Raw genomic sequence first — 27,000 nt, forward strand, 5'->3', positions numbered from 1 at the left:
CCCCCTCTTGCGGGCGAGATCGGCAGCTCCACCGCCTCTAGATCAACTTCTCCAGCGTGATCGGCAAATCCCGCACCCTCTTGCCCGTGGCGTGGAACACCGCATTGGCGATCGCCGGAGCGACGCCGACGATGGCCAATTCGCCCACGCCCTTGCCGCCGAGCGCGGAGGAATGCGGGTCGGGGATGCCGACCGAGATCGTCTGGATATCCGGAATGTCGGCATTGGTCGGCACCAGATAGTCGGCGAGGTTGTTGTTGACGATGCGGCCGTGGCGGCGGTCGACGATGCCTTCTTCGAGCAGCGCCTGGCCGATGCCCATGATGATGCCGCCCTTCCACTGGCTTTCGGCCAGCTTCGGATTGTAGAGCCGGCCCGAATCCAGCGCCGACACCACGCGTGATACCCTGACCGTGCCGAAATCCTCGTCGACGCGCACTTCGATGAAATGCGCGCACCAGCTATGCCGGGAATAGTCGCCATCGGTGTGCGTCAGCGGCGTGGCGATGGTGGTGTAGGCCTTGTAGCGATCCTCGGCGGTGGAATTGGCCGGCATGGTGTCGCCCTTCGCCTCGATCTGGTCGGCCCCGACGCTGGCCAGCAGCTCGGCGATCGAAACCTCCGGTCCGTCGCCGCGCGGCGATGAAACACGGCCGCCCGCCACCACCAGCGTGTTGGCCTGCAGCGCATGGAAGGGCGAGCGCGGATCGGAGATCGCCAGGCCCACCAAATGGTCGAGTGCCGCACCGGCCGCCTTGTGCACGGCGCCGGTCATGATGCCGGCCAGCCTCGAGCCGCCGGTGACGCCGGCGCGGGCAAAGCGCGAGTCGCCGAGCTTGACCACGACATTGTCCGCCGGCACGCCGAGCGTCTCGGCCGCCGTCTGCGCCAGGATCGTGTAGGTGCCCTGGCCCATGTCGATCGACGAGCTTTCGACCTCGACCGTGCCGTCGGCGAGAATGCGCACCAGGGCCTCGCCATAGGCGCGCCGCACCGGATAGGTGCCGGCGGCGACACCCCAGCCGATCAGTTGGTTGCCGTCGCGCATCGAGCGCGGGGCAGGGCTGCGCCTGGCCCAGCCGAAGGCCTCGGCGCCGGCAACGAAGGCCTCACGCAACTGCCTTGTCGACCAGGCTTTCCTGGCATGCGGATCCTGCTCGGCATAGTTCCTGAGCCGGATCTCCAGCGGATCGATGCCGACCTCATAGGCGAGTTCGTCGATGGCGCTTTCGATGCCGAAGGCGCTCGGGTTCTCGCCCGGCGCGCGCATCGCGCCCGGCACCACCGAATTGACCCGCACGACATTCTGCTTCGAGGAGAAATTCGGCGTCGCGTACATGACGGAGGTGACGGAGCCCAGCGGCTCGACCCACATGCCGCCCATCGAGGTTTCGTTGACGCCACGATGCACGATGGACTGGATTTTTCCGTCGCGGTCGGCGCCGAGCGTCACCGTCTGCCGCGTCGCCGCCCGGCCGCCATAGCCGGTGAAGGTCTGCGGCCGGCTCATCACAAGCCGCACCGGCCGTCCGAGCATTTTCGCGGCACTGGCCGCCACCGCGCCATGCGACAGCGCCAATGCCTTGGAGCCGAAACCGCCGCCGATGTAGGGCGACACCAGGCGCACATTTTCGAACGGTATGGCGAACCATTCGGCATAGGTGCGCGCCATGCCGTCCAGCCACTGGCTCGGCTCCCACACGGTCAGCCGGTCGCCTTGCCAGGCGGCGATCAGCCCATGCGGCTCCATCGGCGCCTGGTATTCGCGCGGTGTGTTATAGGCGGCACAGATGCGCACCGGTGCCGCGGCGAAGGCGGCTTCGGCCTCGCCCCATTCCTTGGTCATCATGTCGATCGCAATGCCGTCGCCGGCCTTGGGGTCGCTTAGGTCGGCGACGGCCGGTGCTTCGTCATAGCTGACCTTGACCAAAGCCGCCGCCGCGACCGCCTGCTCGAAACTTTCGGCAACCACGGCCGCGACATGTTGGCCGCTGAAGGCGATGTCGCGCGCCAGCGGGCAATAGGGCACATCCGGCGGCGGCGTGCCGAACCAGTCCGATGCCGTCTTCAGCGGCGGGATGGTGTCCGGCGTCAGCACCAGAAGCACGCCGGGCGCGCCTTCCGCCGCCGCCGTGTCGATCGCGCGCACCTTGCCGGCGGGAACCGTGCTTTCCACCAGCACGGCATGCGCGAGGCCCTCGAGCTGCTGCTCGACCGCGTATTTCGCAGCACCAGTGATCTTGGCCGGACCGTCGACTCGCGACAGCCGCCCGCCGACCTGATCGGCGCTGCCGTCCGAAGCGTCGCCGTGCCGGGTTCTGAGGTCGTGAATGGTCATGCCATGGCTCCCGTCTTGAGGATGGCGCGGGCGACGACGCGCGGCGCCAGTTCGATCTTGTAGTGGTTGGCGCCATGGTCGACGGCGCCCTCGACGGCGAGCAGGCTGGCGTGACGGACCGCGTCCTCTTCCAGCACCTTGCCTTTGAGCGCTTCTTCCACGGCCCGCGCCCGCCAGGGTTTGGTGGCGACGCCGCCGAGCGCGACGCGCAGATCCCTGATGGTGCGGCCGTCTGCCTCCAGCTCGATGCCGACGGCGGCGCTGGCCGCGGCGAACTCATAGGACTGGCGGTCGCGGACCTTGAGATAGGTCGAACGCCGCGCCGCGGCCGATGCCGGAATGCTGATCTGGGTGATCATCTCGCCGGGCTTGATCGCGTGCTCCTTGTCGGGGGTGCTGCCCGGCAGCAGAAAGAAGTCGTCGACGGAGAGCTGGCGCTCGCCGAGATGGACGGTCGCGTCGAAGGCGACGAGCGCCACCGCGAGATCGCCGGGATACATGGCGATGCAGGCCTCGCTGGTGCCGAGCACGGCATGGCCGCGGGTTACGCCGCCGATCGCCGAGCATCCGCTGCCGGGCTCGCGCTTGTTGCAGGCGGGGAAATTGGCCGGGTCGCGGAAATAGGGGCAGCGCGTGCGCTGCATCAGATTGCCGCCGATGCTCGCCATGTTGCGGATCTGCGCCGAAGCCGCTTGCCACAGCGCCTCCGAGACGGCGGGGAAGCGGCTCTTGATGCCCTCATGGCCGGCGACCTGGCTCATTTTTGCCAGTGCGCCCAGCCTGGCGCCTTGCTCGCCGACCTCGATCGTGTCCAGCCCTTTGAGATGGCTGATGTCGACCAGCGTCGCGGGTTCGGCGACGCCGCATTTGGCGAGGTCGACCAAGGTCGTGCCGCCGGCAAGCAGCATGGCGCCGGGGAGCGCGGCCGCTTCACGCGCGGCAGCGGGCGAGGTGGCGCGAAGATAGGAAAAATCCCTCATGACTGCACCTCCAGGGCTGCCTGGCGCACGGCGGCGACGATGTGCGGATAGGCGCCGCAGCGGCAGAGATTGCCGGCCATGTATTCGCGGATTTCGTCATCCGAGCCGGCATGGCCTTCACGGATGCAGGCCACCGCCGACATGATCTGGCCCGGCGTGCAATAGCCGCACTGGAAGGCGTCCTGTTCAAGGAAAGCGGCCTGCACGGCGTGCAGCGTGCCGTCAGCCTCGGCCAGCCCTTCGATGGTGGTGATCGAGCGGCCTTCGACTTGCGCGGCAAGAGTGAGGCAGGCAAGCACGCGCTCGCCGTCGACATGCACGGTGCAGGCGCCGCACTGGCCCTGGTCGCAGCCCTTCTTGGTGCCGGTCAGGTCGAGGCGGTCGCGCAATGCATCGAGCAAAGTGACGCGCGGCTCGACTTCCAGCGAATGATCATGGCCGTTGATGGTGAGATGGATGGGGATGGTGGTTGGGCTTGTCATGGGGCGTCTGGCTCCAGTTGCTTGACGCTGAGGGGGATTGATCTGGTGCCCTACCGGAGGACGGCAAGGGGCGTAGGGGCGACTGCAATTGCTGGCAGCCGGCAGAGGCTGGCGATTGGCGAAAGCGGCGGAGAGCCAATCTCCCCCCTCGTGGGGGAGATCGGCAGATTCTCGGCCGCTATTCTCCAGCGGGCAGGGGAAGTTCTGGCCTTCAAACTCTCAGCACGTGACATACCGGCCCCCCTGATTATATGATAAAGGTGCTCCACTAAATCGGAGGCGCCTCCGTTTATTACGTGGGGGCTGACCCGCCTGGGTTCAAGTCCCGAATTGCATGTGGAGATAAAATTGGCTTTAGAGCCGGCAGAAACCGTCGAGGACAAGGCACCCGCCGCTCCGCAAAAGCCGTTGCGCGCCGACGCGCAGCGCAACCGTGACCGACTGGTCGAAGTGGCTGCGGCGGCCTTCGCCCAAAACGGCGTCGACGCCTCGCTGGAGGAGATCGCCCGCCAGGCCGGCGTCGGCATCGGCACGCTCTACCGGCATTTCCCGACCCGCGAACATTTGGTCGAGGTGGTCTACCGCCGCGAGGTGGAGGGGCTCTGCCAAGCCGCCGACGAACTTGCGCTCCACCATCCGCCCGATGTCGCGCTCGAACAGTGGATGCAGCGCTTCGTCGACTACATTGCCACCAAGCGCGGGCTCTCGACCAGCCTGCGTATTCTGCTCACCACCAATTCCACCCTGTTCTCCGACATGTCGGGCCGGGTGACGCTCGCGCTGCGCCGATTGGTCGAGGCAGCAGTCGCCGACGGCTCGATCCGCAGCGACGTCGATGCCTCCGACGTGCTGCATGCACTCGGCGGCATCTATTCCGCGCCCGACACCAAGGACTGGCGCGACCGCTCGCGCCGTCTGGTCAAGCTGCTGATGGATGGACTGCGGTTCGGCGCGAAAGGGAGTTGAGGCGCCGAAGCTGCTTCGACGATCGGGCGGTGAGCGCGCTTCGCTATCGTCCCAGCGGTTGCCTCGACAACGAGACAAGTTCCGCCTCGTCGAGGATGCCGGCCATATAGTTGGCAAGAATGCGAGACGCCAGACCCTCGAGACGATCGGGCGCATCGCTTTCACGTTTCAGCCGTTCGAAGACCCGCGCCAGCAAAGCCAATTCGGACGGATCGAAAATGCCGGCTTCCTGAGCTTTTCGGCGAATCGGCATGACGCCTCCAGTGCAGACGCTTTCGCAACGATTGCAACGCGCTCCGATGAAATTGCGGGGGCATGGTTAAGAAAACATTAGCCATGCAAAAAGTTCCGCTGCGGTCCGATTCGAATGCGGCGAGGGGAGCGGCGGTCTCCTGGCAGACCCACCGCCGCACTTTCTGTTGATGGCGACTGGCCCTGGCGGCCGCAGTGCCTAGATAAGGCCTGCGCTGGGCGCAAAATTGCAGAAGGACTTGGACATGCCTGAACAGATGACCCTGAATAGACCTGACCTGATTGCGCTCAACGACGGCTCCGCCATTCCCCAGCTCGGCCTCGGCGTGTGGCAGGTCGATCCGGCCATCACCGCCGAGGTGGTGGGCTGGGGGATCGAGGCCGGCTACAGGCTGATCGACACCGCCGAAGGTTACCAGAACGAGGAAGGGGTCGGGCAGGCGATCCGCAAGGCTGGCGTGCCGAGAGACGAGCTGTTCATAACCTCGAAGCTGCGCAACGGCGCGCATCAGCGCGACGCAGCGTTGCGGGCTTTCGACGAGACGATGGAGAAGCTTGGCATCGAGCAGCTCGACCTGTTCCTGATCCACTGGCCGGTACCCAGCCAGGGCAAATATGTCGAGGCCTGGAAGACGCTGGTCGAACTCAGGCAGGCCGGCCGGATCAAATCGATCGGCGTTTCGAATTTCAACCAGGACCATCTGGAGCGCATCATCGGCGAGACCGGAGTGACCCCTGTGGTCAACCAGATCGAACTGCATCCTCGCTTCCAGCAGCGCGACGCCAGGGACTTTCACGCCAGGCGCAACATCCGTATCGAAAGCTGGAGTCCGCTGGGCAGCGGCCGGTTGTTGAGTGATCCGACACTTGCGGGCATTACCAGAAAGCATGGCAAGTCGGTGGCGCAAATCATCATCCGGTGGCACCTGCAGGAAGGGCTGATCGCCATTCCGAAATCGAACCATCAGGACCGCATCGCCGCCAACTTCGATGTCTTCGATTTCGAGCTGGATGCGAAGGATCTCGAGACAATCGGCGGCATGGATTCACCCGACGGCCGCAACGGGGCGAATCCCGCGACGGCCGCGTTTTTGTTCTGAGCTATGCTCTCCCTTCTCCCTTGTGGGAGGAGGGAGATCATCCCCCGTCGACCGTAAAGAACGCAAGCACGCCGGGCAGGCCGCTGGCTTCCATCTCACCATGCTCCTCGAACGTCAGGCCGGAGCCGACCACGAGATCGCGCACGGTTCGCGACGCGATGATCTCGCCCGGCCGCGCCCGGTCGAGCAGCCGCGATGAAAGGTCGATCGCGATGCCGGAAAAATCATCGCTACGCTCCTCGCATTCGCCAGTGTGGACTGCAGCGCGGACGTCGAGACCGGATTGCCTCAGGCGATGGCGGATCGCGATCGCACACTGGATCGACCGCGTCGGCCGCTGGAACACGGCGAGAAATCCGCTTGCCGAGCGCCTGATCTGCCTGCCTTCGGCAACCAGCAGTTCGGCCCGGATATCCTCGGCATGCCGCTCGATCGGATCCGCGCCGGCATCGGAGCCCTCGATCTCCACGGACAGCACCGACACCAGGACGCGTTCGCCCGGCGCCGCCGGCAAGGCGCCGGTGACGAAAGCCTGGATCTCGTCGACGAGGCGATCGGAATTCTCGCCCCACATCACGTGATCCCGGCCGGCAAGCTCGATGTATCTGGCGCCCTCGATATGCGTCGCCAGGTAGCGTCCTTCTTCCCGCTTTATCCAGCGGTCGCCGGCCGTCTGCACGATCAGCGTCGGAACATGAATGGCAGGCAGAATATCGCGAACGTCGATTTCGGTTCCCCAGCGCCAGAGCGCGATCGCGTCGGCGGGCGAGGCTGAATTCCTGAGATAGGCGGCGAACCATTCCCGCTCCAACGTGTCGCTCATCAGGCTGGGCGCCGCGTTGCTCATATCCGCCGCCGCTCCCCACTCTCTCTCGACGACCGCCAGATCTTCTTCCACCTGCTCGCTTGTCTTCGCCCACGGATAGCCTCTCGACCATCTGCCGCTGGCATAGGCTCCGTTGAGCACAAGTGCCGCTGTGCGCTCGGGATAGGTCGCCGCAAACAGCATGCACATCGGGCCGCCCTCGGAACTGCCGAACAGCACCGTGCGCTTCGAGCCGACCGCATCCAGCACCGCACGCACGTCCTCCATCCGCTCTTCCATCGTCGGCAGGCCGACATTGCGGTCGGACAGCCCGGTGCCGCGCTTGTCCATGCGGATCAGGCGCGAGAAAGTGCCGAGCCGCCGGAGGACATGTGAAAGCCGCGGCGAGGCCCAGGCAAGGTCGAGGTTGGAGACCCATCCAGGCACATAGATCAGGTCGATCGGCCCGTCGCCGGTCACCTGATAAGCGATGTTGATCCCGGCCGATTTGACATAGTGGGTCGGAGGGCGCTTCGGCTCATTCCCGAACGCCGGCCGTTCGCCGGCTCGGGCAGGCGACACTGACGACGCCGGAGCGGCCGTGCGGGAGGTGGCTTGCGGCATCATGCGCCGCGTCCGCAGCTCTTCGTGGAGATGCCGGGTTTCCGGCTCGGGCTGCAGCTTGAGTTCGCGCTGCAGCGCATCGCGGCAATGCTCAAATTGCCTGAGCGCGAGATTGATCCGGCCCTGCGCCGCATAGGCTCGCATCAGGGCGCGGTGGATATCCTCCCTCAGGGGCTCCATGCCCAGCAGCCGCGTTGCCGCGCGCACGCATGAGGCAGGATCCTTCGTCGCGGAATAGTGCGCGACGAGTTTGTCCAGCGCGGCGACGGCCATAGCCCGCAGGCGCTCTCGTTCGATCCGCAGCCAGTCCTCGAACGGCTCCGCCTTCAGGCCGAAGCCATCGAGCAGGTCGCCGCGGTAGACGAGAAGCGCCTGTTCGAGGTCTTCAGGCGCCGAACTGGCGGCCAGCGCCTCGAACCGCGCGACGTCGAAATCAAGGTCATCGAGATGGAGAGCGATGTTGTCGCCGTCCGTCATGAAGCGCCCGCCGGACGCGTGCATGGCCTTCCTGACGGAAGACACTGCCTGGCGAAGGCTCATCCGGGCCTGGGTCTCGCTGTTGACGCCCCAGAGCAGCGTGGCGAGCTTCTCGCGTGATTGCGAATGCCCGGATTGCAGCGCGAGGTAAGCCACCATGGCGCGCGCCTTGCGGCTGAAGACCGGGACCGCGGCCCCGACACCGGCAAAGTCGAAACCACCCAGCAGATGAAGATGAGGCCCCGTCATTGGATTTCGCCCCAGCCATGGCTTGGCGGCAATTCTTTCGTGTAGCGGCCGCTAATTCAACCGCGATCTGCCCTGAGCGCCGTTTTTCACGATTCCATCACGCTGGCTTCACCGCCTTCGTCACGGCCGCGGACGACAGTTGGTCGATACGATCAGTCAAGGAGCGATGCCATGCTGCCCCCGAACACAGTCGAATGGCCCATCTGGCATGACGACCCCCGGCGGAACGGGCATGGGCGTGACGAGCCCGTGCCGCAGCGCCACGACATCGAACTTGCGCGCTTTGTTGAAAAACAAAGGGCCTGCCGGGAAACGAGACCCGGCGGGATCGATCTCACGGAAACGGCAAGCCGCCTGCGGGCGCTTGCAGCGCGGATCGCAAGCATCCTGTTCCCACCCCGCGGACGCAGCGCTTCATCGACTGCATCGCCACCCAGCGCGGGCATGGATCCCGTACCCGACAGGACTGGCGCGACCGCTCGCGCCGTTTGGTCAAGCCGCTGATGGATGGACTGCGATTCGGAGCGGGAAAGGGTGAGGCGGCTGAGTGGTGAGGCCTTCTCCGACAAGGAGAGAAGGCGAGGCACAGCAGCCCGGGCCATCGTACAAATGCCGGGTACCCTGCTAGTTAGGATCGCCGGACCTCGAGCCCCCGTGAGACCCGCCGCCGGCGTTGTCGGAACGACCATGATCGGCCTTCCGGGCTTGAGCAGAACCGGCCTTCCGGGTTTGACCGGGAGGGCCGCGGTGGATGTGGTTCTTGTCCCCCCAGCCATTGCCGGGACGTGATCCACCCGATTTGGCTATCGCCGCGGAGCTCAGGCTTGTGCCGAGCAGAAGCGTTACGGACGGCGGTGTCACTGCCGCGAAGCGCCCGGCCTTCTTGAGAAAATCGCGCCGCGCCTGAGCTTCTGAAACCAGACTCTCGGGCTCCGAACGTTTTGGGCTTTCCGTTGCCATGTAAAAACCCCTCACTTTCAAGACATTTACTTTAGTGTTTCTGTCTAAGGGCACCAGCTCTCCAAAAGGCTTAGATTTCGCGACAATTAAAGAGGATGCAGGCGCTGAGGCCGGGTGCCGAGGCGTTGCCCATCCTGCCCCCTCACAAGCAGGGCGCGTTCATGGCCGATGTTTGCTTGGCGGCATGGGCCTTGGGCGGGAACGGATTTCTAAGTCTTTGATGCTATTCACGCCCCGGTCCATCCAGGGGCCCAAAACACAGTGACCCCCATGTGGACCGGAGCGCATGACTTGAACCGATGGGAGGAATTTATGACCGCCTACAATGTCGTCCGTTTTCGCACCAAGCCAGGCAAGGAAAAGGCTTTCATCGAAGCGCATGAGAAAATCGCGCTCAACGCCGCGGGCTTTCGCAAGGGCGCCCTGATCAAGACCGGCGAGGGCACGTTCTGCTTTGTCGGCGAGTGGAACGACATGGACAGCCTCGCCGCCGCGCGGCCATCGATGATCGGCCTTCTCGACACATTCCGCGATACGCTGGAAGACCTCGGCGGCAATCTCGGCGTGACGGACCCGGTCTCGGGGACGGTTGTCGCGGAAGTGCACTGAGGGAGCAACAGCCAATCCCCTTCGTGGGGGAGATGCCCGGCATGGCAGAGGGGGTTCCGCCAGCATGTCAGGACCGGGGTTCCTCTCTCCCCCATGCCGTGGGGCGAGGAACCAGATGGATTGATGCCGCGATCCACCCCTCAGGGACCATCTAGGCAACAAGCGTCCGTTCGCTGTCGGTCATGGGATCCCCGACATTTGGATGCCCTTTGCCTGTTGCGATCAGGCTGCGCAGACTGCCGTTGATATAGGTGCGCCATCCGTCGGAGCAGGCGTCGTAGCACTCATAGTCCGGAACCAGGCCCTGGTGGGTGAAGCGGACCTCGGTCTTGCCGTCCTTGCCGGAGATATCGAAGATGATCTCCGTGCCCGTCCATTCGGTCTTGTCCTCGGTAAAACTGAAATAATTGTCCAGCACGCGCCAGGCGACCTTCTTGCCGGGGACGAGCTCCGTCACCTTGATCTTGCAGCGGTGGAGATCGCTATAGTGGTAGTCGAAGTCTTCGCCGGATTTGTCGGTTCGGCCTTGGATTTCTTCCGACCACCATCCGCGGACATTGTTGATGGCCGTAAAAGCTGCTTCCGGAGTCTGGTCCACCGTGAAGGCGGTGGTGAAATTGCGATGGTCATGACTGTCTCCTGTTCAGTGCTGGGTCTGCTCATCAGCCGTCAAAGGTTTGAGGTTGGTCATTCCCGGCCCGGGCGTGCCTGCCGGCCGGAAATCACCCGCAGCCAGGGCGCCAAATGGAAGGCGCTCATCAACAGATACATCGCCGGCATTCCGGTGAGCGGCGAGGCATTCGCGCCCATGCACAGCATGGCCGCATCGCCACCCTGAACACAGGTGAGCAGCGCCATCAGCGCAAAGGTCGGTGCCGCGGCAAGGCACAGCCAGTCGGTGGTGCCAAGGGTAACTGCATTGGCTTGATCACTGGGGATCGCACCACCGGTGCCTGCATGGGTCTCGCTCATGGTCTCTTCCCTTGATGGAGCGCAATTGCGCCACTGGCACGTGTCGGGGGAGGCCGCCCGCTCGCCGACGGCGCCGGGCGTCCTGTCAATTCCGCCTGCTAGTTGTTGTCCCGGAACGCCGCTTCTCCGGCATCGGACACTTCGACCCATTTCTTGTCCGGCGCGGCGTCGGCGTCGTAATTGTCGTGCCAGTTCCACCATTTGTAGGTCGGGGTTTGCGGGTAGCCTTCGGGCGAATCTTCCCAGACTTCCTGGCGGCCCAGCGGCGTGGCGTCGAGGTAGCTCCAGACGGTGCCCATCGCCTCGTCGCCGCGGCTGTTGATGAGGTAGGTGCGGAAGATGCGGTCGCCGTCGCGGATGAATACGTTGTGGCCGTGCCATTCGTCGACGCCGAAGTCTTTGTCGAAGCTGTCGGTGATGGTGTACCAGGGCATCTCCCAGCCCATCCGCTTCTTCAGCCGCACAATGTCAGCCTGCGGGGCGCGCGAGGCGTATACGAGCGTGGTGTCGCGGGCGTTGAGATGGGCGAGGTTGCCGACCTGGTCGGCGCCCAGCGAACAGCCGCGGCAGGCGTGATCGGGCCAGCCATAGACGCCGGGCTCGAAGAAGGCGCGGTAGACGATCAGCTGGCGCCGCCCTTCGAAGAGGTCGAGCAGGCTTGCCTTCCCGTTGGGTCCCTCAAACGTGTACGTCTTGTCCACTTCCATCCACGGCATGCGCCGGCGCTCGGCCGCCAAAGCGTCTTTGGCGCGGAGCGTGGCCTTCTCCTTCACCAGCAGCTTTTCGCGCGCGGCTTCCCAATGCTGCTGCGAGACAACAGGCGGTGTCTTCATTGCGGTGTGCTTGGTCATGGTCTTCTCCTTTGCCAGTCTGTCGTCACGCCATCGCGACGTGTTGTTGGTTGCTGATCGTGAGATAGAGTAGGGGCGCTGCGCCAAAAGGTGGGAGTTACAAGTGTGACGGGATTTGAATGGACTCGCTGATCACCGCGGCCGGGCTGGCGCTGGCGGCCGGTGATCCGCTCGGCGCGCTCGACCGCGTCGCTTTGCGCGAGGATGCGCCGGCGCTGGCGCTGCGCGGCATCGCCATGGCGCAGCTCGGCGATCTCGATCGCGCCAAGCTGCTGCTGCGGCGGGCCGTGCGCGGCTTCAGCCCCAAGGAGGCCGTGGCGCGCGCCAGATGCATTGTTGCGGAGGCCGAGATCGCGCTCGTCTCGCGCGATCTCGGCTGGCCGGCCAAGATGCTCGACGCGGCGCGGGCGACGCTGGAAAGGCATGGCGACCGGCTGAACGCAGCGCATGCCGGGCACCTCACGGTGCGGCGCCTGCTGCTGATCGGCCGCCTCGACGAGGCCGAGCGTGTGCTGGCCGGGCTCGACCCGGCGCCGCTTCCGCCGGCCTCGCGGGCCGCGCACGAGCTCGCCGTCGCCGGCATCGCGATGCGGCGCCTCAGGACGAAAGCCGCGCGTGAAGCGCTGGAGTGGGCGAGGCTGGCCGCGAACCGGGCCGGCATTGCCGGGCTGACGGCGGAGGTCGACAGTGCATTCCTGGCGCTGGAGACGCCCGCGGCGCGGCTGATCGCCAAGGGCGAAGAGCGCCCGCTGCTGCTCGAGGAGGTCGAGGCGTTGCAGGCCTCGTCGGCTCTGGTCGTCGATGCCTTGCGCTATCTCGTGCGCAAGCAGGAAGCGACAATCTCGCTGGCCACGCGCCCGGTGCTGTTTGCGCTGGCGCGAGCGCTCGCCGAAGCGTGGCCGGGGGATGTGTCGAGAGAGGAACTCGTGGCACGGGCTTTCGGCGGCAAGCACGCCGATGAATCGCATCGCGCCAGGCTGCGGGTCGAGATCGGCCGGCTGCGCGCCGAACTGCGGACGCTGGCCGACATCGGCGCGACCAAGCGAGGCTTCGCGTTGGCGCCGCGCCAGGCCGGCGAGGTGCTGGTGCTGGCGCGGCCGATCGAAGAGCGGCACGCGGCGGTGCTGGCCTTCCTTGCCGATGGTGAATCCTGGGCCAGCTCGGCGCTGGCGCTGGCGCTGGGCGCCGGACAGCGCAGCGTGCAGCGGGCGCTGGAGCAACTCGCCCTAACCGGCAAGGTGCAGTCATTCGGGCACGGCCGCGCGCGCCGCTGGATGACGCCACCGGTGGCCGGATTCACGACCACCTTGTTACTCCCGGCACCGCTGCCGAACGGCTAGGAGCTATCATTGATAATCTTGGCGAGGACAAAGATATGAAACATGCAGCGGCCGAAATCCTGCGCGAATACGGACCCTTTCCGGGGGTGGACGCCGTGCATGGGGTGAGCTTTGACGGAAAGAATGTCTGGTTTGCCTCCGGCGAAAAGCTGACCGCCTTCGACCCGGCAAGCGGTGAGACGCTGCGCTCGATCGATGTCGCCGCCCATGCCGGCACCGCCTATGATGGCAAGCACCTGTTCCAAATTGCCAAGGACCGGATCCAGAAGATCGATCCGGACACCGGCCAGGTGCTGGCCACGATTCCAGCACCGGGCGGCGGCGGCGATTCCGGGCTCACCTGGGCCGAAGGGACGCTCTGGGTGGGCCAGTACCGAGAGCGCAAGATCCACCAGATCGACCCCGAGACAGGGGCAATCCTGCGCACCATCGAATCCAACCGCTTCGTCACCGGCGTGACATGGGTCGACGGAGAATTGTGGCACGGCACCTGGGAAGGCGACCAGGGTGATGTGCGGCGCGTCGACCCGCAAACCGGAAAGGTCCTGGAGCGGCTGGACATGCCGGCCGGCACCGGCGTGTCCGGCCTCGAATCCGATGGCGGCGACTGCTTCTTCTGCGGCAGCGGATCCGGCGGAACGGTGCGAGCGATGCGCCGGCCGAGGTAACGACCGAAGGGGTCAAACCCGACGCGGTTGCACTGGCCGTCGCCGGCCGCTCCCGCTCATATGCCGGAGCCGTCGAGCAGCGGCACGTCTTCGCCTTCCCAGGGCGCCGGCATCGAGGCCCGGCCCGGATTGGCCCTTGGCAGCGGCATCCAGCATTTCAACTCCGGGTCGGCATATTCGACCACACGGCCCGGCGAGGAGTCGGAGGCGCGCCAGCCTTCGGCGCCGAACTGGTCGGCGCGCGACCAATAGGCCATGTCGACTTCCGCTGGCCCCTGTTCGGACGGCCGCACTGTGACCAGGATGCGGCTGCCGTCCCGTGGCGCGCTCGACATGTGACGCCACTGATCGGGTTCGTCCATTGCATTTCCTCCCTGCAGTCTGCGCCGGCTGGCTGGACCCGATAGTCGCTTCGTGCCCGGGAGCGGTCAACCCGAACTTTGCGCTAAAGCAATTCCAGGAAAAATGCGTAGCGGTTCTCCGTCCGGAATTGCGTCAAACCAAAAGGATGGAGCGGCGTTTCCGTGAAACGGTGAACCGCTCCAGAGAGCGATATCGTTCCTCGTCTGGCGCAGCGACAGTCAGCTTACCCTGGTCCGCACCGCCCAGGCTCTGGTTTTCATGGGGATTGATCCGTCCTCGCCGCGCGGCAGGCTGTCACGCAGTTTCTCCATCAGGCGCTGGCGGGCTGGCGGTTCGAGGCTCATGCAGTAGCCCGGCGCCGGGCCTGCGCCCAGCGTGAAGGGGCGCCAGTAGTCGTCAAAGTCCTTGAACACAGCCGGCATTTCGATCTGGGTGCAGTCGATGGAAACCAGTCCGGCCGTCTTCACGAGGTCGGTCAATCCGTCCGGTGTGCAGAATGGAAAGCGTTTGTTCTCGGCGAGGTCGATGGCGGCGGGGTCGAGGGCCGTCGCTGCTGTCCAGAATGCCCGCATGAATTCCACGCCGCCGCCAGGATAGTCCCATACATAGAGCCCGATCGTCGCTCCAGGGCGAGCAACCCGCCGCATCTCCGCGAGCGCCTTCTGCTTGTCGGGGATGAAGTTGAGGACCAGCGCCGACACGACCACGTCCTTGCTGCCCGATTGGACGGACAGCGCCTGCGCATCACCTTGGACAAACTCGACACAGCCGTCAGGCACGTTTGCGCGTGCCTTGGCGAGAAAGCCCTCCGAGGGATCTATCGAGACCAGGCTCGCAGGGCTGCATCGCGCAAGGATGGCCGCGGACAGCGCCCCGGTTCCGCACCCCACCTCCAGCCAATCCAGCCCCTCGGGCGGATCCAGCCAATCCAGGAAGAGGGGAGCGATCTGACGGCTCCATCGCCCCATATAGAGGTCGTAGCTGTCTCCAGCCTGCCAGGCGTCGTGACGCGTTGCCTGAGCCATCGCAAACTCCTAGCGAGATCGTTTTCAGACCATTGGACTGCAGGATACGCCCGCCTCCCTGACAGGACCAGTGGGACGCGCGACTGGTCACTTTGCACAAGACAGCTATATCGTTCAAAGCTAATGTTCTGAGGCTGCAATCCGGACGACTATCGATGAGCGAAGAATTGCTGGCCAGCGCGACCTGTCTCGGGCCGGTTCATCTGCGCGTCATCGATATCGCAGCGGCCTTGCCGGTCTGGGTCGACGCGGTCGGCCTCGCGGTGCTTAGCGATGATGGCGCAACAGTCGGGCTCGGCGTCGATGGCAAGACGCTGATCGTGCTTCATGCCGGGGCGGATGCCGTCCTGTCGCCGAAGTCGCGCGATCTCTTCCATGTCGCCATCCATGTGACGACGCGCAAGGAATTGGCGCGCGTTGCCGCCCGGCTCAAGGCGTCGGGGCTGAGACACAGCGCCCAGGACCACCTGATCTCCGAATCCCTCTATGTCTCCGACCCATCCGGCAACGGCATCGAGATCTGTTTCGACACGCCCGAGCGTTATGCCTCGAGACAGGAGACCGCGGACGGCCGCGTCACCCTGATCGCCAGAGACGGCAGCGCCCATTCCGGCCTCGAGCCGCTGGATGTCGCGGGCTTGCTGCGCGAGCTCGGCAATTCCGGCCATGTCGAACCCATGCTGGCGGCGGACGCCTTCATCGGCCATATTCATATGCGCGCCCGCTCGCCGGAAGCGCTGATGGCATTCTATCTCGGCGTGCTCGGCTTCAGGCCGCACATCCAGTCCCGCTCGTTCGGCCTGTTCGACTGCGGCACCGACCGGCGCCCGCACATGGTCGCCTTCAATATCTGGGCTCGCGACGAATTGCGCGAACCGCCGCCCGGTGCCGCCGGTCTCGATCATTTCACCGCGGTGGTTCCATCGGCTGAGGATCTCGCTGCGGTCGCGCGGCGGCTCGGCAATGCGAACCTGCCTTCGACGCAAACGGATGGGGCACTGCACCTCGCTGATCCCGAGGGCAACCGCCTGCGGATCGTGGTGGCGGGAGACTGATCTGCTCGATCAAGGGGAGGGGTGGCATGGCGATCAAAATAATAGGAACCGGCTTCGGCCGCACCGGCACGGATTCGATGCGCGAGGCGCTTGCGATCCTGGGTTACGGCCCCTGCCACCACATGTCCGCGGTCAACACCAACGAAGAGCAGAAGCGGCTCTGGCGCGCGCTGGCCAAGGGTGCCGCGCCCGACTGGAACACGCTGTTCTCCGGCTATGTCTCCTGCATGGACTGGCCGTCGGCCTATTACTGGCGGGAGTTGATCGATTTCTACCCCGACGCCCGCGTCATCCTCACCTGGCGCTCGCCGGAAAGCTGGTGGGAGAGTTTCGAAAAGACGATCGTTGCCGGCATCGCCACTAGCCAGGAGCCGGATTCGCTGGGCGTCGCCCTCATCGCCAAGCAGGTCTTCGCCGGCCGGCCGCAGGATCGCGCGGCCGCGATCGCCGCCTATGAGGCCAATGTCGAGGGTGTCATTGCCACAGTGCCGGCCGAGCGCCTGCTGGTCCACAGGCTGGGCGACGGCTGGGAGCCGCTCTGCGCCCATCTTGGCGTTGCCGTGCCGGACCAGCCCTATCCCAACCGCAACAACACGAAGGACTTCCGCTCGACATGGCTGTCGCTGAAATAGAGATCGCACTTTTCAAAGCGATGGCCGATCGCCGCGCTCAGACACGCTCTAATGCCCGCTTCCCCCGACCTTTTGCCGACGAGATCTGACCGCTTCCATCAGTTCGCGCTCGCTGGTGTGAGCATTTCGAAAAATGGCCACAACCATCACCGCCAAGATTTCGGTGTCCGGGTCCAAAGGGTCGAGATGCTCATCCGCACAGACCTGATCGAATACGCGTTCGCAAATAGCCAGATCGTGAGGGCTGAGGCAGGTGCGATTGAAACGCCGACGCAGCATCCGTGCGAACCTTTCAGGGCCCGCTACCCGTGCTTGCGGCGGGCTTTTTTGCTGATGAGCCGCTGAAGCGATGGACTGCTTAAGTGACAATATCGTCTGCAGAGTATTGGAATAAGTTTATTTGTTTGCTGATGATTGCTCTGTTATTAATCCCAAAATCAGCGCACACTCACGAGCTTTATACTGTCCAGCAACCATAAGTTGGTAATAATCTTGCCGTTTGTGTTCCGGAACATGAAAGCCGCGTCGAAATTCCGCCGCCTCTTTCGGAGTTCGAGTGCAGCCCAGTTTACTGGCGGTGACTTTCAAACTCGCCAGGGAGCATCCGATCTTTGCCGCAATATCTTTCAACGGTTCGTTGTTACCGTATCCATCAAGAATTATCCTGCGACGAGCTTCGCTGTTGAGCTTTGTGGTCACTTCGGTGGTCTCCTCAACTAATATTTCACGATGCTCGATTCTATACGCATCAGGTTGAAGAGTGTCGTTAGCTTCGCATCCAGAAACTTATCTCGGAATGCATTTCTTGCCGTAATCCAGCGTGATCGCCGTTTCAGTCGACTCGAGTCCACCAGTCTTGCCAGATGCCTGAGTTACACCACATGATTGAGAGGGGCATGGGCATAGCCGATTCGGATATGGCACCACGCGATGGACGCTAAAAGGCGAGACAAGACCTCTGCGAAGCAGGCACCGGAGCGTGATCGACGTCGCTGGGCACGCGAAGCTCAACCTCACAATGAGGCTGCTCCGTTACTCGCGCCGGCGCTCGAACCTCTGCCCTTTTCAACGCTCGAACTGGCACCAGAGGATCAATTCGCCGCTTGGCAAGCGCATATGGCACCGCTTGTCGAGGTCAGGTTGCCGGATGACAGATCGCTGGACGATGGCTTTCCCGCCAACCACACGGCTTGGAACCTCGGTGGCATGCTGATCGTTCAGCAGCACGCTCCGGCACATAGTTACATCCGTTCTGCCGCTAAGCTTCGGTCCAGCTCGATCGATCACTGGTATATCGTCTTGCCACGTATTGGCCGGTCGTGGACGGAGGTCGATCGCCGCGTTGCAGAAGGCCAGCCGGGCAAACTGGAGATCAGGTCGCTTGGCTATCCGTTTCGCGGGAGGACAACGGACTCCGAAGGTCTCTTTCTCTATCTGCCGCGTGATTTGTTCCCTGATGCGGCGGCAACCCTCGACGCAAAGAACAATTCAATTCTGTCCGGCAACTTTGCCAACCTCTTAGTTGACTACGTCAACAGCATTGAAGCAAGGCTGCGCAGTCTCACGGCTGAAGATCTGCCTCGCATCGTACACGCAACACGCAGCATGATCATTGCCTGCCTCACGCCTCCGGCGGAACATGTTGCGGCCGCCGAACAATTGACGAGTGTCGCGCTGATGGAGCGAGCGCGTCGATACGTCCAAAACAATCTGGATGCGGCTCATTTGACACCGGATACAATGTGCCGGGCGCTCGGCGTATCACGCTCTCGTCTCTATCAGTTGTTCGAACCGAGCGGTGGTGTTCTCCATTACATACAAAGTCGCCGCCTTCTGGCAGCCCATATTGCGCTTAGCGATCCGGCGGACAGCCGGCGCATCGTTGAAATTGCTGAAGCCTTCGGGTTTAGTTCTGCGGCGAATTTCAGCAGGGCATTCAGCAAGGAATTCGGTTACAGCCCCCGCGAAGGCCGCACTGCTGTGGTATTGCCGCGCCCCGCCAACTCTGTTTCGCTTGCTGGACACGAGAGGGCCCCTTCCTTTGAAGGTTGGCTCAAAGCGCTCGGAAACTGAACAGGGGATCGGCGATCTTGGGACGGGGCGGGGCTCAAACAGGCTTGCCGGGGCGGGGAAGGCCACGCCGCCTCATAGATCACAATACTTCGTGTCGCGTCCACCGCTCCGTCAATCATATCGCTAATCCCCGCCAATTCCCGATTTATTAACGAATTGCGACTGTTCATCGCTATTGATAATTTTCCACCAATTGCAGCGGAGCGTACATTGCAACTACGCCGCATGCGGCGCTTGTTAACACTGCGAGTTGAAAGTTTGCCAAGCTTGATAGTTATGCTATTTCTAGACTGGGGGACGCGGATTTGCACCGTTTACGGAGGTGGCTCTTGCATCCAGAGGCATCAGGCGTCGGCACCGAGAGTGAGGGGCCTTCCTCGAGCGATGTTCCACGTGCCGGCGAAGCGCTTCTCGCTGCCCTTTTGGCGAACACGACCGAACTTTTGTCGTTCTATGACCGCGACTTCAACCTGACGCACTACGCAACCAGGCTTAAAGGTGTGTACGGAGGCGCGGTGGCGCCGGGCGCCGCTGTTTGGGAGATCTACCCGAGCTTCCTCGATGCGAGGCATCGCGACGAATTTCTTCGTGTGCTCCACGGCGGCTCTCCGGCCAGCATCGATTTGCCGCGATCGTCAGGCCAAGCGCCACGGTCCGCCTTCGTCTTCGCTACTGCAAGTGGTGTGGGAATCATCGAATCAAGGGAGCACGGCGGGCGGAGCGCGGCGGAGGAACAGGAGCATGTAATTCTGCTCCACCAGGCGACGCACGACGTGCTGACCGGCCTGCAGAATCGGCGGAGATTCGGCGAGCGGCTGCAGCAGGCACTTGAGGCCATCGGCGGACCAAAACCGAAAGCCGCCCTGCTGCAAATCGACCTTGATGATTTCAAAGCGGTCAACGACACGCTCGGCCATGGAGCAGGCGATACGCTTCTTCAGCTCGCGGCAGGTCGAATCCGCGACGCGCTGCAGGACGGCGAATCCGCGTACCGGTATGCCGGCGATGAGTTCGCTGTCATCCAATTGGGAAAGGATCAGCCGGCGGAGGCCGAGCGCCTCGCCGGATCGCTGGTCGACGCGTTCAAGGAGCCGTTCGTCATCAACGGCATTGCCGTCTTCGTCGGCTCGAGTATCGGAATTGCTTTCGGGCCGGAGCACGGGACCGATGGCGAGCAGCTGATGAAAGCTGCCGACATTGCACTTTACGCAGCCAAGACGGATGGGCGCGGTTGCGCTCGAACGTTCAACCGTTCGATGCTGCTCTTGCTCGAGCAACGCGAGAATCTGAGGCGCAGCCTTCGAACCGCTCTGGAGCGAGGCGAGCTTTATCTGGAGTATCAGCCGCTCATTCGGCCTCCCTCGTCGGTGATCGGTTTCGAAGCGCTACTGCGGTGGCGGCATCCCGAGATCGGAATCATTCCACCCAGTGTGTTCATACCGATCGCCGAAGCCGACGGTCTTATGGACGAGATTGGACGATGGGTGCTCGAACAAGCCTGTCGCCAGGCATTGACGTGGCCCTCCTCGCTGACGGTCGCGGTGAACCTGTCGCCGGCTCAGTTCCTTAGCGGTTCGCTGACGGACACGGTCGCTCAGGTCATCGACGCAGTTGGAATCCGGGCAGACCGACTTGAACTCGAGATAACCGAGACGGTTCTTCTTGAGAAGACGATCGACAATATCGACACGTTAAATACCCTGAACGTCTTGGGGATACGAATATCGCTCGACGATTTTGGAACATACTATTCATCGTTGAGCTACCTTAAGAACTTTCCTTTCGACACGCTGAAGATAGATCGATACTTCATCGCGGACCTGGAGACCGATCTCAAAAGCCAGACCATCGTGCGATCGATCATGAATCTGGCGCACGGCCTGGGAATAAGCGTTACCGCCGAGGGGGTCGAGACGTCGGCACAGGCACGGTGGCTGATCAAGGAGAATTGCGATTGCCTGCAAGGGAATTTCCTGGGACGACCGCTCGGAGCCGAGGCAACCAACGATTTCATCAGGCGGTCCCCACTGAGGGTGGTACGAGCGATGGAGGAATCAAATCGGGCGGTCTAGCGCCTTGCACACCCTTTGTTAACGGTGAAGTGGAGATTTGTAGAAACGATCGAGGCAGATACCGCGCATTCTTCGAGTCGATGCGAGACTGACTCATAACGGGCCGCGGTGAAATTATCCGCCTCGGAGGTCATCGCCCCACCAGGGCACAGTACTGATGGAACAAGGGAGGATGCCGATGGAACCTGTTCATCATGACCTGGCTGGCGGGCCGGCTTTTGAGCCCATGATCCAGATTGACATGGAAATCAAAGCTTTTGTCTCCGTTTGGAGACACTGCGATTATGTCTCGACATACATGGCCCGGATGATCAGTCAAAACAGGTCAGACTCGGTCCGGCATTCAAATCTCTTTTCCTCTGCCTTCAACGAATTGCTGGAAGTCGCCTTTCGTACGCGCCATGCCGACGGCGAACTGGCATGCAGGGTGTCCCGCCATGGCGCGACGGACAGGATCGAGCTGATACTTCCTTGTGTGCCAGAGGAGCGCCGGTTCTACGAAGAAGCCGTATCGCAAGTCGCAGGAATAGAGGCCAGGGAGCGATACCTCAATTCGGTGTCTGGCGATCTCGCGCCCAGCCGGGAGGTCGTACTCCTGGAACTGGCTGTCGACTACAACGCGACACTCAGGCTGGAGGAAGCCGATGGTGATGCAATCAAGCTTGTCGTGGATCTTCCGCTTGAGGGCCTGCGACATTGAGCCCTTACGACCTTCTCCCGCGTTTCAAGGCGCAATACGACGCCAACAACCAGGAGTTCTCCATATCGGGAGTGGTCCGGCCTCAGGCCATCGATGAGCTTGGGCCCAGCATAGCATTGCTCCGCGATGCGATCGGTCGGGTGCGCGGCGTTCTCTACGTCAACGTCAGACGCCTGACGCAGATGAACAACGCTGCATTTCACGCCTTTTCAAGGATCATCATTGACGCTTGCCGCGCTCGGCCCGATCTCAAATTCGTCGTCATCACGTCAAGTGTCGTCGGATGGACGTCGCGAAAATTCGGTCGCTTGAGCGGAATCGAACCGAACATCACGGTCGAAGAGTATGACAGCGAATTCTATCCGGGGCAGGGCTTCCTTGAGGGAGGCGGGTTCGTTCCAATCCTGCGCACACAGACAAAGATGACCTGGCGCCACGAGCGCGCGATCTTGCCGCGACACGGCATGAGGCCCGGGATTGTCATGGCCGACATCTGTTGCGGGATCGGTGATTTCGCCGTGCTCGTGCAGAAGGAGTTCCAGCCGTCGCGGATCGTCGCCCTCGACCACTCCAGGTCGAGCCTCGCCTATGCGCGAAAAGTGGCTGCGGAGTTCGATATCAAGGGCATCGAGTACACTTATGGCGATGCATCAGAAATGCTGCTCGAGGAAAATCAGTTCGACCTCGTCACGTGCCGCCATTCGCTGCAGGTGTTCAACAGGCCCGAACTGATCCTCAGGGAGCTGTTTCGCATCTGCAAGCCGGGCGGACGCGTCTACATCACCAATGAAAAAAATTCGCACTGCCTGGGTGAACCACGCGCCGACAGCATCCAGTGGACCTATAACGAGGTCGCCAAGCTGTGGGCGCACTTCCAGATGGATATTGAGCTTGGCCCGAAGAGCCGACGCTACCTGACCGAAGCGGGGCTCGAAGACATTCGGGTCGAGTCCTTCATGGTCTCCAACCACGACGGCGATCCACAGGACTTCGCGGACGTCATCGCGGCATGGGAAAATGTCTATGCAGGCGAGATGGCTACCAAGCGAGGTGACACACCGGCGTTTATCAGGCGGTTCCGACAGGGCTTCCAGGACCACATCTTCGCTGCGCTCCACTCCAAAGGCTATGCCGGCTGGCCGATCTGGGTTGCATCGGGACGCAAGCCGCTATGACCGATTTGGATGCAACGCCGCCTAGACCCTGGCCTGTCCTCCGGCTTAACAGTTTCCGCGCGAAATTCTTGATCGTTGTGGGTGGGGCGGTGCTGTTCGACCTCCTCGTCGGCGGCGGTGTCGCGCTGTGGAATGTGAACCGGCTTTCCCGGGACGCGACCCACCAGATCGAGAGCGGCCTCACCAGGGCAAGCCAGGAATACCTTCAGAACTATATCGAGACGACGGCGCTGCGCGCCGATCTCCTCTTCGGCCGCATGCACTCCGAGGTGACCGCGCTTGCAGGCTCCATGCAGAGACTAATCGATTATCCGGAAGCGAAAGATGCGATCGGCAAGGCGTTGGCGAAGAACCCCAATTTTAATGCGCCGCTTGCATATGACGCCACGGGAAACTGGGTGCAGACCCGGCAAGGGTCACCTTCGGTCATGAGTGTCTGGGGATATCTCCTCTCCGCTGATCACCAACCGAAGCCCGAAATTCTCCGCGACATTCAGGACAGTGCGATCTTCGATATTTTTGGCACAAGCCAGATGGCAACCGGCGCCAAGAAGCTGCAGGTCTACTACGTCGGGCCGAAGGCAGGGCCGATCATGCGCACGATTCCTTATTCCGATCAGGCGCAGACCTTCGACAAGCTCTATCCAGGCCACGACAAAGCGAATTTCTGGGATTTCTTCTTTCCTGGCGTCTATGAAGGCTGGCAAGGCTGGATCAGGGAGCCGGATTCGCGCCCCGTAAAGGGCGATGACATCACTGCGACTGCTCCTTATATCGACGCGATTACCGGCAAGCTCATCGTGAGCTTCTTCCACCCGCTCTGGACGAAAGACCGCAGTGATGTCGCCGGCATGGTCGCTGCCGACGTGACGCTCGATCAGCTCGCTGAAATCGTCGAAAGCGTGAAGGTCGCCGATACGGGCTTCGGTTTTCTCACCATGTCGAACGGCAATGTGCTCGCGATCAAGCCTGAAGGCGAGAAAATGCTCGGGCTCAAGATCGCAAGTGGTGCGGCAGGTCAAGGCGTTACCAGCCTCGATCGCTCGCTCAAAAAGAGTACGCACGCGACCGTCGCAGCGCTCGAACTTCCCGCCGACGACAAGACAGTCATTAAGCATATTTCGATTGATGAGAACGGCAAGGCCCAACCATACATCGTCGCACTTCGCCGGCTAAACGCAGTCAATCTCTGGAATAGTACGGGGTCCATCACGGCCGAAACCCTGATGCTTGGCTTCGTCGTCCCCGAACGGGAAATCTATGCTTCCCTCCTTGCAGCGCAGGAGAGCATTTCCAGCGCGACCAACCGGATCCTGATCACCCAGGTCATCGCAGTTATCGTTTCGCTCCTGATCGTCTTTGCGGCTGTCTTCGGAATTTCAAAGCGAATCACTGCAGGCCTTAGTGCGCTTGCCGGGGCCGCCAAGCGGTTGCAGGCGAAAGACTATTCAGTCCGGGTAAGCATTCCGACGCGCGACGAGGTTGGAGCGGTGGGGGTCGCTTTCAACCGCATGGCTGAGCAGATCAGCTTTCACACGGAAAACCTCGAGCAACTCGTCGACGAACGAACCAGGGAGCTCGGGGACGCAAATCAGGAGATATCCGCACTCAACGAAAAATTGCGGGACGAGAACGTCCGCCTCGGTGCCGAGCTCGCAGTTGCCAGGCAGATCCAGATGATGGTCCTGCCGAAACCATTCGAACTCGAAGCGATTCCGGGGCTGGAGATCGCAGCCTACATGCGGCCGGCCGACGAGGTCGGCGGTGACTACTACGACGTCCTGCAGAACGGGTCACGGGTCAAGATCGGCATCGGCGACGTGACCGGTCATGGTCTCGAGAGCGGCGTGCTGATGCTGATGGTCCAATCCGTTGCACGCGCGCTGCAGGAGACCAATGAAGCGGATCCGCACCAGTTTCTGGATCGGCTGAACAGGGCGATCTACAAGAACATTGAGCGGACGAACACCGACAAGCATCTCTCGCTGGCCTTTCTTGACTTTGAGGGTGAGCAGGTAACGCTATCCGGCCAGCATGAGGACGTTCTGGTCGTCCGTGCGGGTGGGGAAGTCGAACGCATCGATACGCTTGATCTGGGTCTGCCGGTTGGTCTGGAGCATGACATCTCGAAGTTCATTGCCACGCGCGACATCCTGTTCGGGAGTGGCGACGTGATCGTGCTGCACACCGACGGTGTGACCGAGGCGGAAGACCAGGACCGAAGGCTATTCGGGTTCGAGCGCCTCTGCCAGAGCGCACGAAAACGTTATGGCAGGAGCGCAGAGGAAATCAAAACCGGGATCATTGAGGATCTTATGGCCCATATCGGAATCCAGAAGATCCACGACGACATCACCCTCGTAATCATAAGGCACACATAGGAATGACCACGCTGTTCGGAACCCCTGACATTGCTATCGGGATGATGGAAAGTGTCAGCCGGGTACGGCTGTTCGACGGACCTCTAGACTTGAGTTGGCGTCATTGTGCTACGACTTCGGACTTCATCGCCGATCTTTTCGCATTGCGCTTTCAGTCGTCCCGCAACGACTACAAGGAAGTGCGGCACAGCATCGGGTATCTGGTCAACGAGCTCATCGAAAATGCCGTCAAGTTTCGCGCACCGGGCGAAATCGTGATCGAGGCGTCGATGGATTCGGAGTGCTTCAAGCTCAAGGTGTCGAATGACCTCGATGGTGAAAACGCGTCCGAGTTCCAAAGTCTCCTGGCGGACATCACGGTTGGCGACCCCAGAGACCTGCTGATACAGCGAATCGAAGCGAATGCTGCGAACCCCGACGTGGTACGCTCCGGACTCGGATTGCTGACGTTGATGAGCGACTACGACGCGCGTTTGGCTTGGATATTCAGCTCTGCCGACGAAAGCGATCGGATTTGCCTGGAGACATATGCCTCCATTCCGATCTCGCAAACGCACAACTAGATGAAACGAAGCCAGGCTATGGAAATCAAAACAGACGACTACCGCGTGTGGATCGAAGGAAGCGATATCTTTTTCGACGGTGCAATGCGGCTTGCCAGTTCCGAGGCTGGTGCACCCATCATGGCTTTGGCGATCGGTGTTCTTGCCTCAAATCCCGCTTCCGTTACGCTCAATTTAAAGGACCTTCAGTTTCTCAATTCTTCCGGCATCAACCTGCTGGCGAAATTTACCATCGAGGTGCGCAAGCATCCCGATGTTCGACTCATCGTGCGTGGAACGCCCGACATACCCTGGCAATCGAAATCATTGCCGAATCTGAAGAAGCTGCATCCCGCTGTGGTGCTTTTGATGGACTGACCAGGTCGCCCGAAATTTGCAGGGGACTGCGTGGGCTTGCCGGCAACCCGAGATAGCATAGGCCAGCCGGGGACGGTGCGAGAGGCCGTACCGACAGTGAGAACGGTGCAGGATCGCCGCCTACAGCGAGATATGTACGCCCGGACAAGTATTTGGATGCGAAGCTAACGACAATCGCGCCTCGTGCGTAGATGTTCGTAGTGGCTTGGCGGGGGCTCGGCACAGGCGGCAGGCGTCCACGTTGGGGGGATGTCGGGCCGCCTGTGCCCGATCATGCCGCCGCCACGCGGTCAAAGGTGGTCGTCTTGAGTAAGCGTCCCAAGGTCAGCAGCGGCCGGCTGCAGTTCATTCCGCCGCAGATCCCGACTCCGGTCGAGCACCCGCCCGAAGATGAGGGATGGGTTCACGAGATCAAGTTCGACGGCTACCGGACGCAGATCATCATCGATAAAGGCGGCGTGCGTCTCTACAGCAAGAACGGCCACGACTGGACCACAAAATACTGGCCCATCGCGCTGGCAGCCGAGCTGCCATGCCGGGCTGCCATTCTCGACGGCGAGGTCATTGTAGCCGGCGAGCAGGGCGCTCCCGATTGTCCCGCGCTGGAAGCCGCGATCTGGAACGAGCCGAGCCGGTTGGTGTTCGTCGCATTCGACATTCTCCATCTCGACGGTCGCAATCTTGCCTCCTTGCCCCTGCTGCAGCGCAAGCAGGCGCTGTGGCAGCTGGTTGAGCCCGGCCTCGGCAAGATCCAGTACAGCGCGCATTTCGAAGGCAGTGCGCTAGCGATCTTCCGCGCCGTCGATGAGATGGGGCTCGAGGGCATCATCTCCAAGCGCGCCGACAGCCGCTACAGGAGCGGATCGTCGAACACATGGCTGAAGGCCAAATATTCTGCGCCCATTGCCGTGCCAGACCGGCCCTGATCCCA

General features: G+C 62.4%; 28 protein-coding genes and 1 pseudogene. 16 read left to right on the forward strand and 13 right to left on the reverse strand.

Annotation, left to right across the window (positions count from 1 at the left end; all coding sequences use genetic code 11):
* Window positions 1-37: 37 nt before the first annotated feature.
* The 3 genes from DH08_RS23535 to DH08_RS23545 are packed head-to-tail and all read right to left on the reverse strand — an operon-like array spanning window position 38 to window position 3,800.
* Window positions 38-2,338 (reverse strand): xanthine dehydrogenase family protein molybdopterin-binding subunit, encoded by a 2,301-nt coding sequence (locus DH08_RS23535; protein ID WP_192181552.1) that lies wholly within the window; start codon window positions 2,336-2,338, stop codon window positions 38-40.
* Window positions 2,335-3,318, reverse strand: a complete 984-nt coding sequence (locus tag DH08_RS23540) for an FAD binding domain-containing protein (protein ID WP_192181553.1) — start codon at window positions 3,316-3,318, stop codon at window positions 2,335-2,337. Before DH08_RS23540 ends, DH08_RS23535 begins: the two co-directional genes overlap by 4 nt.
* Complete coding sequence (locus DH08_RS23545; RefSeq protein ID WP_192181554.1) at window positions 3,315-3,800, reverse strand: (2Fe-2S)-binding protein; 486 nt, start codon at window positions 3,798-3,800, stop codon at window positions 3,315-3,317. Before DH08_RS23545 ends, DH08_RS23540 begins: the two co-directional genes overlap by 4 nt.
* A 348-nt stretch (window positions 3,801-4,148) precedes the next feature.
* Here DH08_RS23545 and DH08_RS23550 point away from each other — a divergent pair, with 348 nt between their 5' ends.
* Complete coding sequence (locus tag DH08_RS23550) at window positions 4,149-4,766, forward strand: TetR/AcrR family transcriptional regulator (protein WP_192181555.1); 618 nt, start codon at window positions 4,149-4,151, stop codon at window positions 4,764-4,766.
* Window positions 4,767-4,809: 43 nt separating this feature from the next.
* Here DH08_RS23550 and DH08_RS23555 read toward each other — a convergent pair whose 3' ends face one another.
* Window positions 4,810-5,019, reverse strand: coding sequence for a hypothetical protein (locus tag DH08_RS23555; protein ID WP_192181556.1), 210 nt, complete (start codon window positions 5,017-5,019; stop codon window positions 4,810-4,812).
* Window positions 5,020-5,263: 244 nt separating this feature from the next.
* Here DH08_RS23555 and DH08_RS23560 point away from each other — a divergent pair, with 244 nt between their 5' ends.
* Window positions 5,264-6,118: an aldo/keto reductase gene (locus DH08_RS23560; protein ID WP_192181557.1), complete on the forward strand. Its 855-nt coding sequence runs from the start codon at window positions 5,264-5,266 to the stop codon at window positions 6,116-6,118.
* Between the two features lie 37 nt (window positions 6,119-6,155).
* Here the strand turns inward: DH08_RS23560 and DH08_RS23565 are convergent, their stop codons facing one another.
* On the reverse strand, window positions 6,156-8,273 hold the full coding sequence (locus tag DH08_RS23565; protein WP_192181558.1) for an alpha/beta fold hydrolase: 2,118 nt from the start codon (window positions 8,271-8,273) through the stop codon (window positions 6,156-6,158).
* A 464-nt stretch (window positions 8,274-8,737) separates the two neighbouring features.
* On the opposite strand from DH08_RS23565, the pseudogene DH08_RS37490 reads away from it, so the two are divergent.
* A pseudogene (locus tag DH08_RS37490) lies at window positions 8,738-8,827 on the forward strand (TetR family transcriptional regulator); the annotation flags it as partial.
* A gap of 70 nt (window positions 8,828-8,897) precedes the next feature.
* On the opposite strand, the gene DH08_RS37495 reads toward DH08_RS37490, so the two are convergent.
* Window positions 8,898-9,233, reverse strand: coding sequence for a hypothetical protein (locus DH08_RS37495; RefSeq protein ID WP_428339000.1), 336 nt, complete (start codon window positions 9,231-9,233; stop codon window positions 8,898-8,900).
* 312 nt (window positions 9,234-9,545) lie between these two features.
* Between DH08_RS37495 and DH08_RS23570 the strand changes: the two genes are divergently transcribed.
* Entirely contained in the window at window positions 9,546-9,842 is a 297-nt protein-coding gene (locus tag DH08_RS23570) for an antibiotic biosynthesis monooxygenase (RefSeq protein ID WP_120018249.1), read from the forward strand.
* A gap of 151 nt (window positions 9,843-9,993) precedes the next feature.
* Here DH08_RS23570 and DH08_RS23575 read toward each other — a convergent pair whose 3' ends face one another.
* The 3 genes from DH08_RS23575 to DH08_RS23585 all read right to left on the reverse strand — a co-directional run bounded on the left by DH08_RS23575 (window position 9,994) and on the right by DH08_RS23585 (window position 11,665).
* Entirely contained in the window at window positions 9,994-10,440 is a 447-nt protein-coding gene (locus DH08_RS23575; RefSeq protein WP_192181559.1) for an SRPBCC family protein, read from the reverse strand.
* Between the two features lie 89 nt (window positions 10,441-10,529).
* On the reverse strand, window positions 10,530-10,814 hold the full coding sequence (locus DH08_RS23580) for a hypothetical protein (protein WP_192181560.1): 285 nt from the start codon (window positions 10,812-10,814) through the stop codon (window positions 10,530-10,532).
* 98 nt (window positions 10,815-10,912) lie between these two features.
* Window positions 10,913-11,665 (reverse strand): DUF899 domain-containing protein, encoded by a 753-nt coding sequence (locus DH08_RS23585; protein WP_192181561.1) that lies wholly within the window; start codon window positions 11,663-11,665, stop codon window positions 10,913-10,915.
* 119 nt (window positions 11,666-11,784) lie between these two features.
* On the opposite strand from DH08_RS23585, the gene DH08_RS23590 reads away from it, so the two are divergent.
* Complete coding sequence (locus tag DH08_RS23590) at window positions 11,785-13,005, forward strand: helix-turn-helix domain-containing protein (RefSeq protein WP_192181562.1); 1,221 nt, start codon at window positions 11,785-11,787, stop codon at window positions 13,003-13,005.
* Between the two features lie 35 nt (window positions 13,006-13,040).
* Window positions 13,041-13,673: a Vgb family protein gene (locus DH08_RS23595; protein ID WP_192181563.1), complete on the forward strand. Its 633-nt coding sequence runs from the start codon at window positions 13,041-13,043 to the stop codon at window positions 13,671-13,673.
* Window positions 13,674-13,729: 56 nt separating this feature from the next.
* On the opposite strand, the gene DH08_RS23600 is transcribed toward DH08_RS23595, so the two are convergent.
* On the reverse strand, window positions 13,730-14,035 hold the full coding sequence (locus tag DH08_RS23600) for a hypothetical protein (protein WP_192181564.1): 306 nt from the start codon (window positions 14,033-14,035) through the stop codon (window positions 13,730-13,732).
* A 219-nt stretch (window positions 14,036-14,254) separates the two neighbouring features.
* A complete protein-coding gene (locus tag DH08_RS23605) occupies window positions 14,255-15,061 on the reverse strand; it encodes a class I SAM-dependent methyltransferase (protein WP_192181565.1) in 807 nt (268 codons plus the stop codon).
* Window positions 15,062-15,216: 155 nt separating this feature from the next.
* On the opposite strand from DH08_RS23605, the gene DH08_RS23610 reads away from it, so the two are divergent.
* Together DH08_RS23610 and DH08_RS23615 are read left to right on the forward strand one after the other, a co-directional pair.
* Window positions 15,217-16,116 carry a VOC family protein gene (locus DH08_RS23610; RefSeq protein WP_192181566.1) on the forward strand — a complete coding sequence of 300 codons (900 nt, stop codon included), beginning with the start codon at window positions 15,217-15,219 and terminating at the stop codon, window positions 16,114-16,116.
* A gap of 26 nt (window positions 16,117-16,142) precedes the next feature.
* The gene (locus DH08_RS23615) at window positions 16,143-16,748 is read left to right on the forward strand and encodes a sulfotransferase family protein (RefSeq protein ID WP_192181567.1); all 606 of its coding nucleotides are present in this window, start codon (window positions 16,143-16,145) and stop codon (window positions 16,746-16,748) included.
* A gap of 48 nt (window positions 16,749-16,796) precedes the next feature.
* Here DH08_RS23615 and DH08_RS23620 read toward each other — a convergent pair whose 3' ends face one another.
* Both DH08_RS23620 and DH08_RS23625 read right to left on the reverse strand, forming a co-directional pair.
* Window positions 16,797-17,117 carry a hypothetical protein gene (locus tag DH08_RS23620; protein ID WP_192181568.1) on the reverse strand — a complete coding sequence of 107 codons (321 nt, stop codon included), beginning with the start codon at window positions 17,115-17,117 and terminating at the stop codon, window positions 16,797-16,799.
* A 27-nt stretch (window positions 17,118-17,144) separates the two neighbouring features.
* The gene (locus DH08_RS23625; protein ID WP_192181569.1) at window positions 17,145-17,447 is read right to left on the reverse strand and encodes a hypothetical protein; all 303 of its coding nucleotides are present in this window, start codon (window positions 17,445-17,447) and stop codon (window positions 17,145-17,147) included.
* A 231-nt stretch (window positions 17,448-17,678) separates the two neighbouring features.
* Between DH08_RS23625 and DH08_RS23630 the strand changes: the two genes are divergently transcribed.
* From DH08_RS23630 to DH08_RS23665, 8 genes are all read left to right on the forward strand, one after another.
* Window positions 17,679-18,821, forward strand: a complete 1,143-nt coding sequence (locus tag DH08_RS23630; protein WP_192181570.1) for a helix-turn-helix domain-containing protein — start codon at window positions 17,679-17,681, stop codon at window positions 18,819-18,821.
* Between the two features lie 422 nt (window positions 18,822-19,243).
* Window positions 19,244-20,893, forward strand: coding sequence for a putative bifunctional diguanylate cyclase/phosphodiesterase (locus DH08_RS23635; protein ID WP_192181641.1), 1,650 nt, complete (start codon window positions 19,244-19,246; stop codon window positions 20,891-20,893).
* 178 nt (window positions 20,894-21,071) lie between these two features.
* Complete coding sequence (locus DH08_RS23640) at window positions 21,072-21,593, forward strand: ubiquinone biosynthesis methyltransferase UbiE (RefSeq protein ID WP_192181571.1); 522 nt, start codon at window positions 21,072-21,074, stop codon at window positions 21,591-21,593.
* Window positions 21,590-22,768 (forward strand): class I SAM-dependent methyltransferase, encoded by a 1,179-nt coding sequence (locus tag DH08_RS23645; RefSeq protein ID WP_192181572.1) that lies wholly within the window; start codon window positions 21,590-21,592, stop codon window positions 22,766-22,768. Before DH08_RS23640 ends, DH08_RS23645 begins: the two co-directional genes overlap by 4 nt.
* A complete protein-coding gene (locus DH08_RS23650) occupies window positions 22,765-25,149 on the forward strand; it encodes a SpoIIE family protein phosphatase (protein ID WP_192181573.1) in 2,385 nt (794 codons plus the stop codon). Before DH08_RS23645 ends, DH08_RS23650 begins: the two co-directional genes overlap by 4 nt.
* A gap of 2 nt (window positions 25,150-25,151) precedes the next feature.
* Window positions 25,152-25,712, forward strand: coding sequence for a slr1658 superfamily regulator (locus tag DH08_RS23655; RefSeq protein ID WP_192181574.1), 561 nt, complete (start codon window positions 25,152-25,154; stop codon window positions 25,710-25,712).
* An 18-nt stretch (window positions 25,713-25,730) separates the two neighbouring features.
* Entirely contained in the window at window positions 25,731-26,069 is a 339-nt protein-coding gene (locus DH08_RS23660; RefSeq protein WP_192181575.1) for a slr1659 superfamily regulator, read from the forward strand.
* A gap of 296 nt (window positions 26,070-26,365) precedes the next feature.
* Window positions 26,366-26,995: an ATP-dependent DNA ligase gene (locus DH08_RS23665; protein ID WP_345892440.1), complete on the forward strand. Its 630-nt coding sequence runs from the start codon at window positions 26,366-26,368 to the stop codon at window positions 26,993-26,995.
* The last annotated feature ends 5 nt before the right edge of the window (window positions 26,996-27,000 follow it).

Source organism: Mesorhizobium amorphae (assembly GCF_014843845.1).
In the GTDB taxonomy this organism is placed as follows: domain Bacteria; phylum Pseudomonadota; class Alphaproteobacteria; order Rhizobiales; family Rhizobiaceae; genus Mesorhizobium; species Mesorhizobium amorphae_A.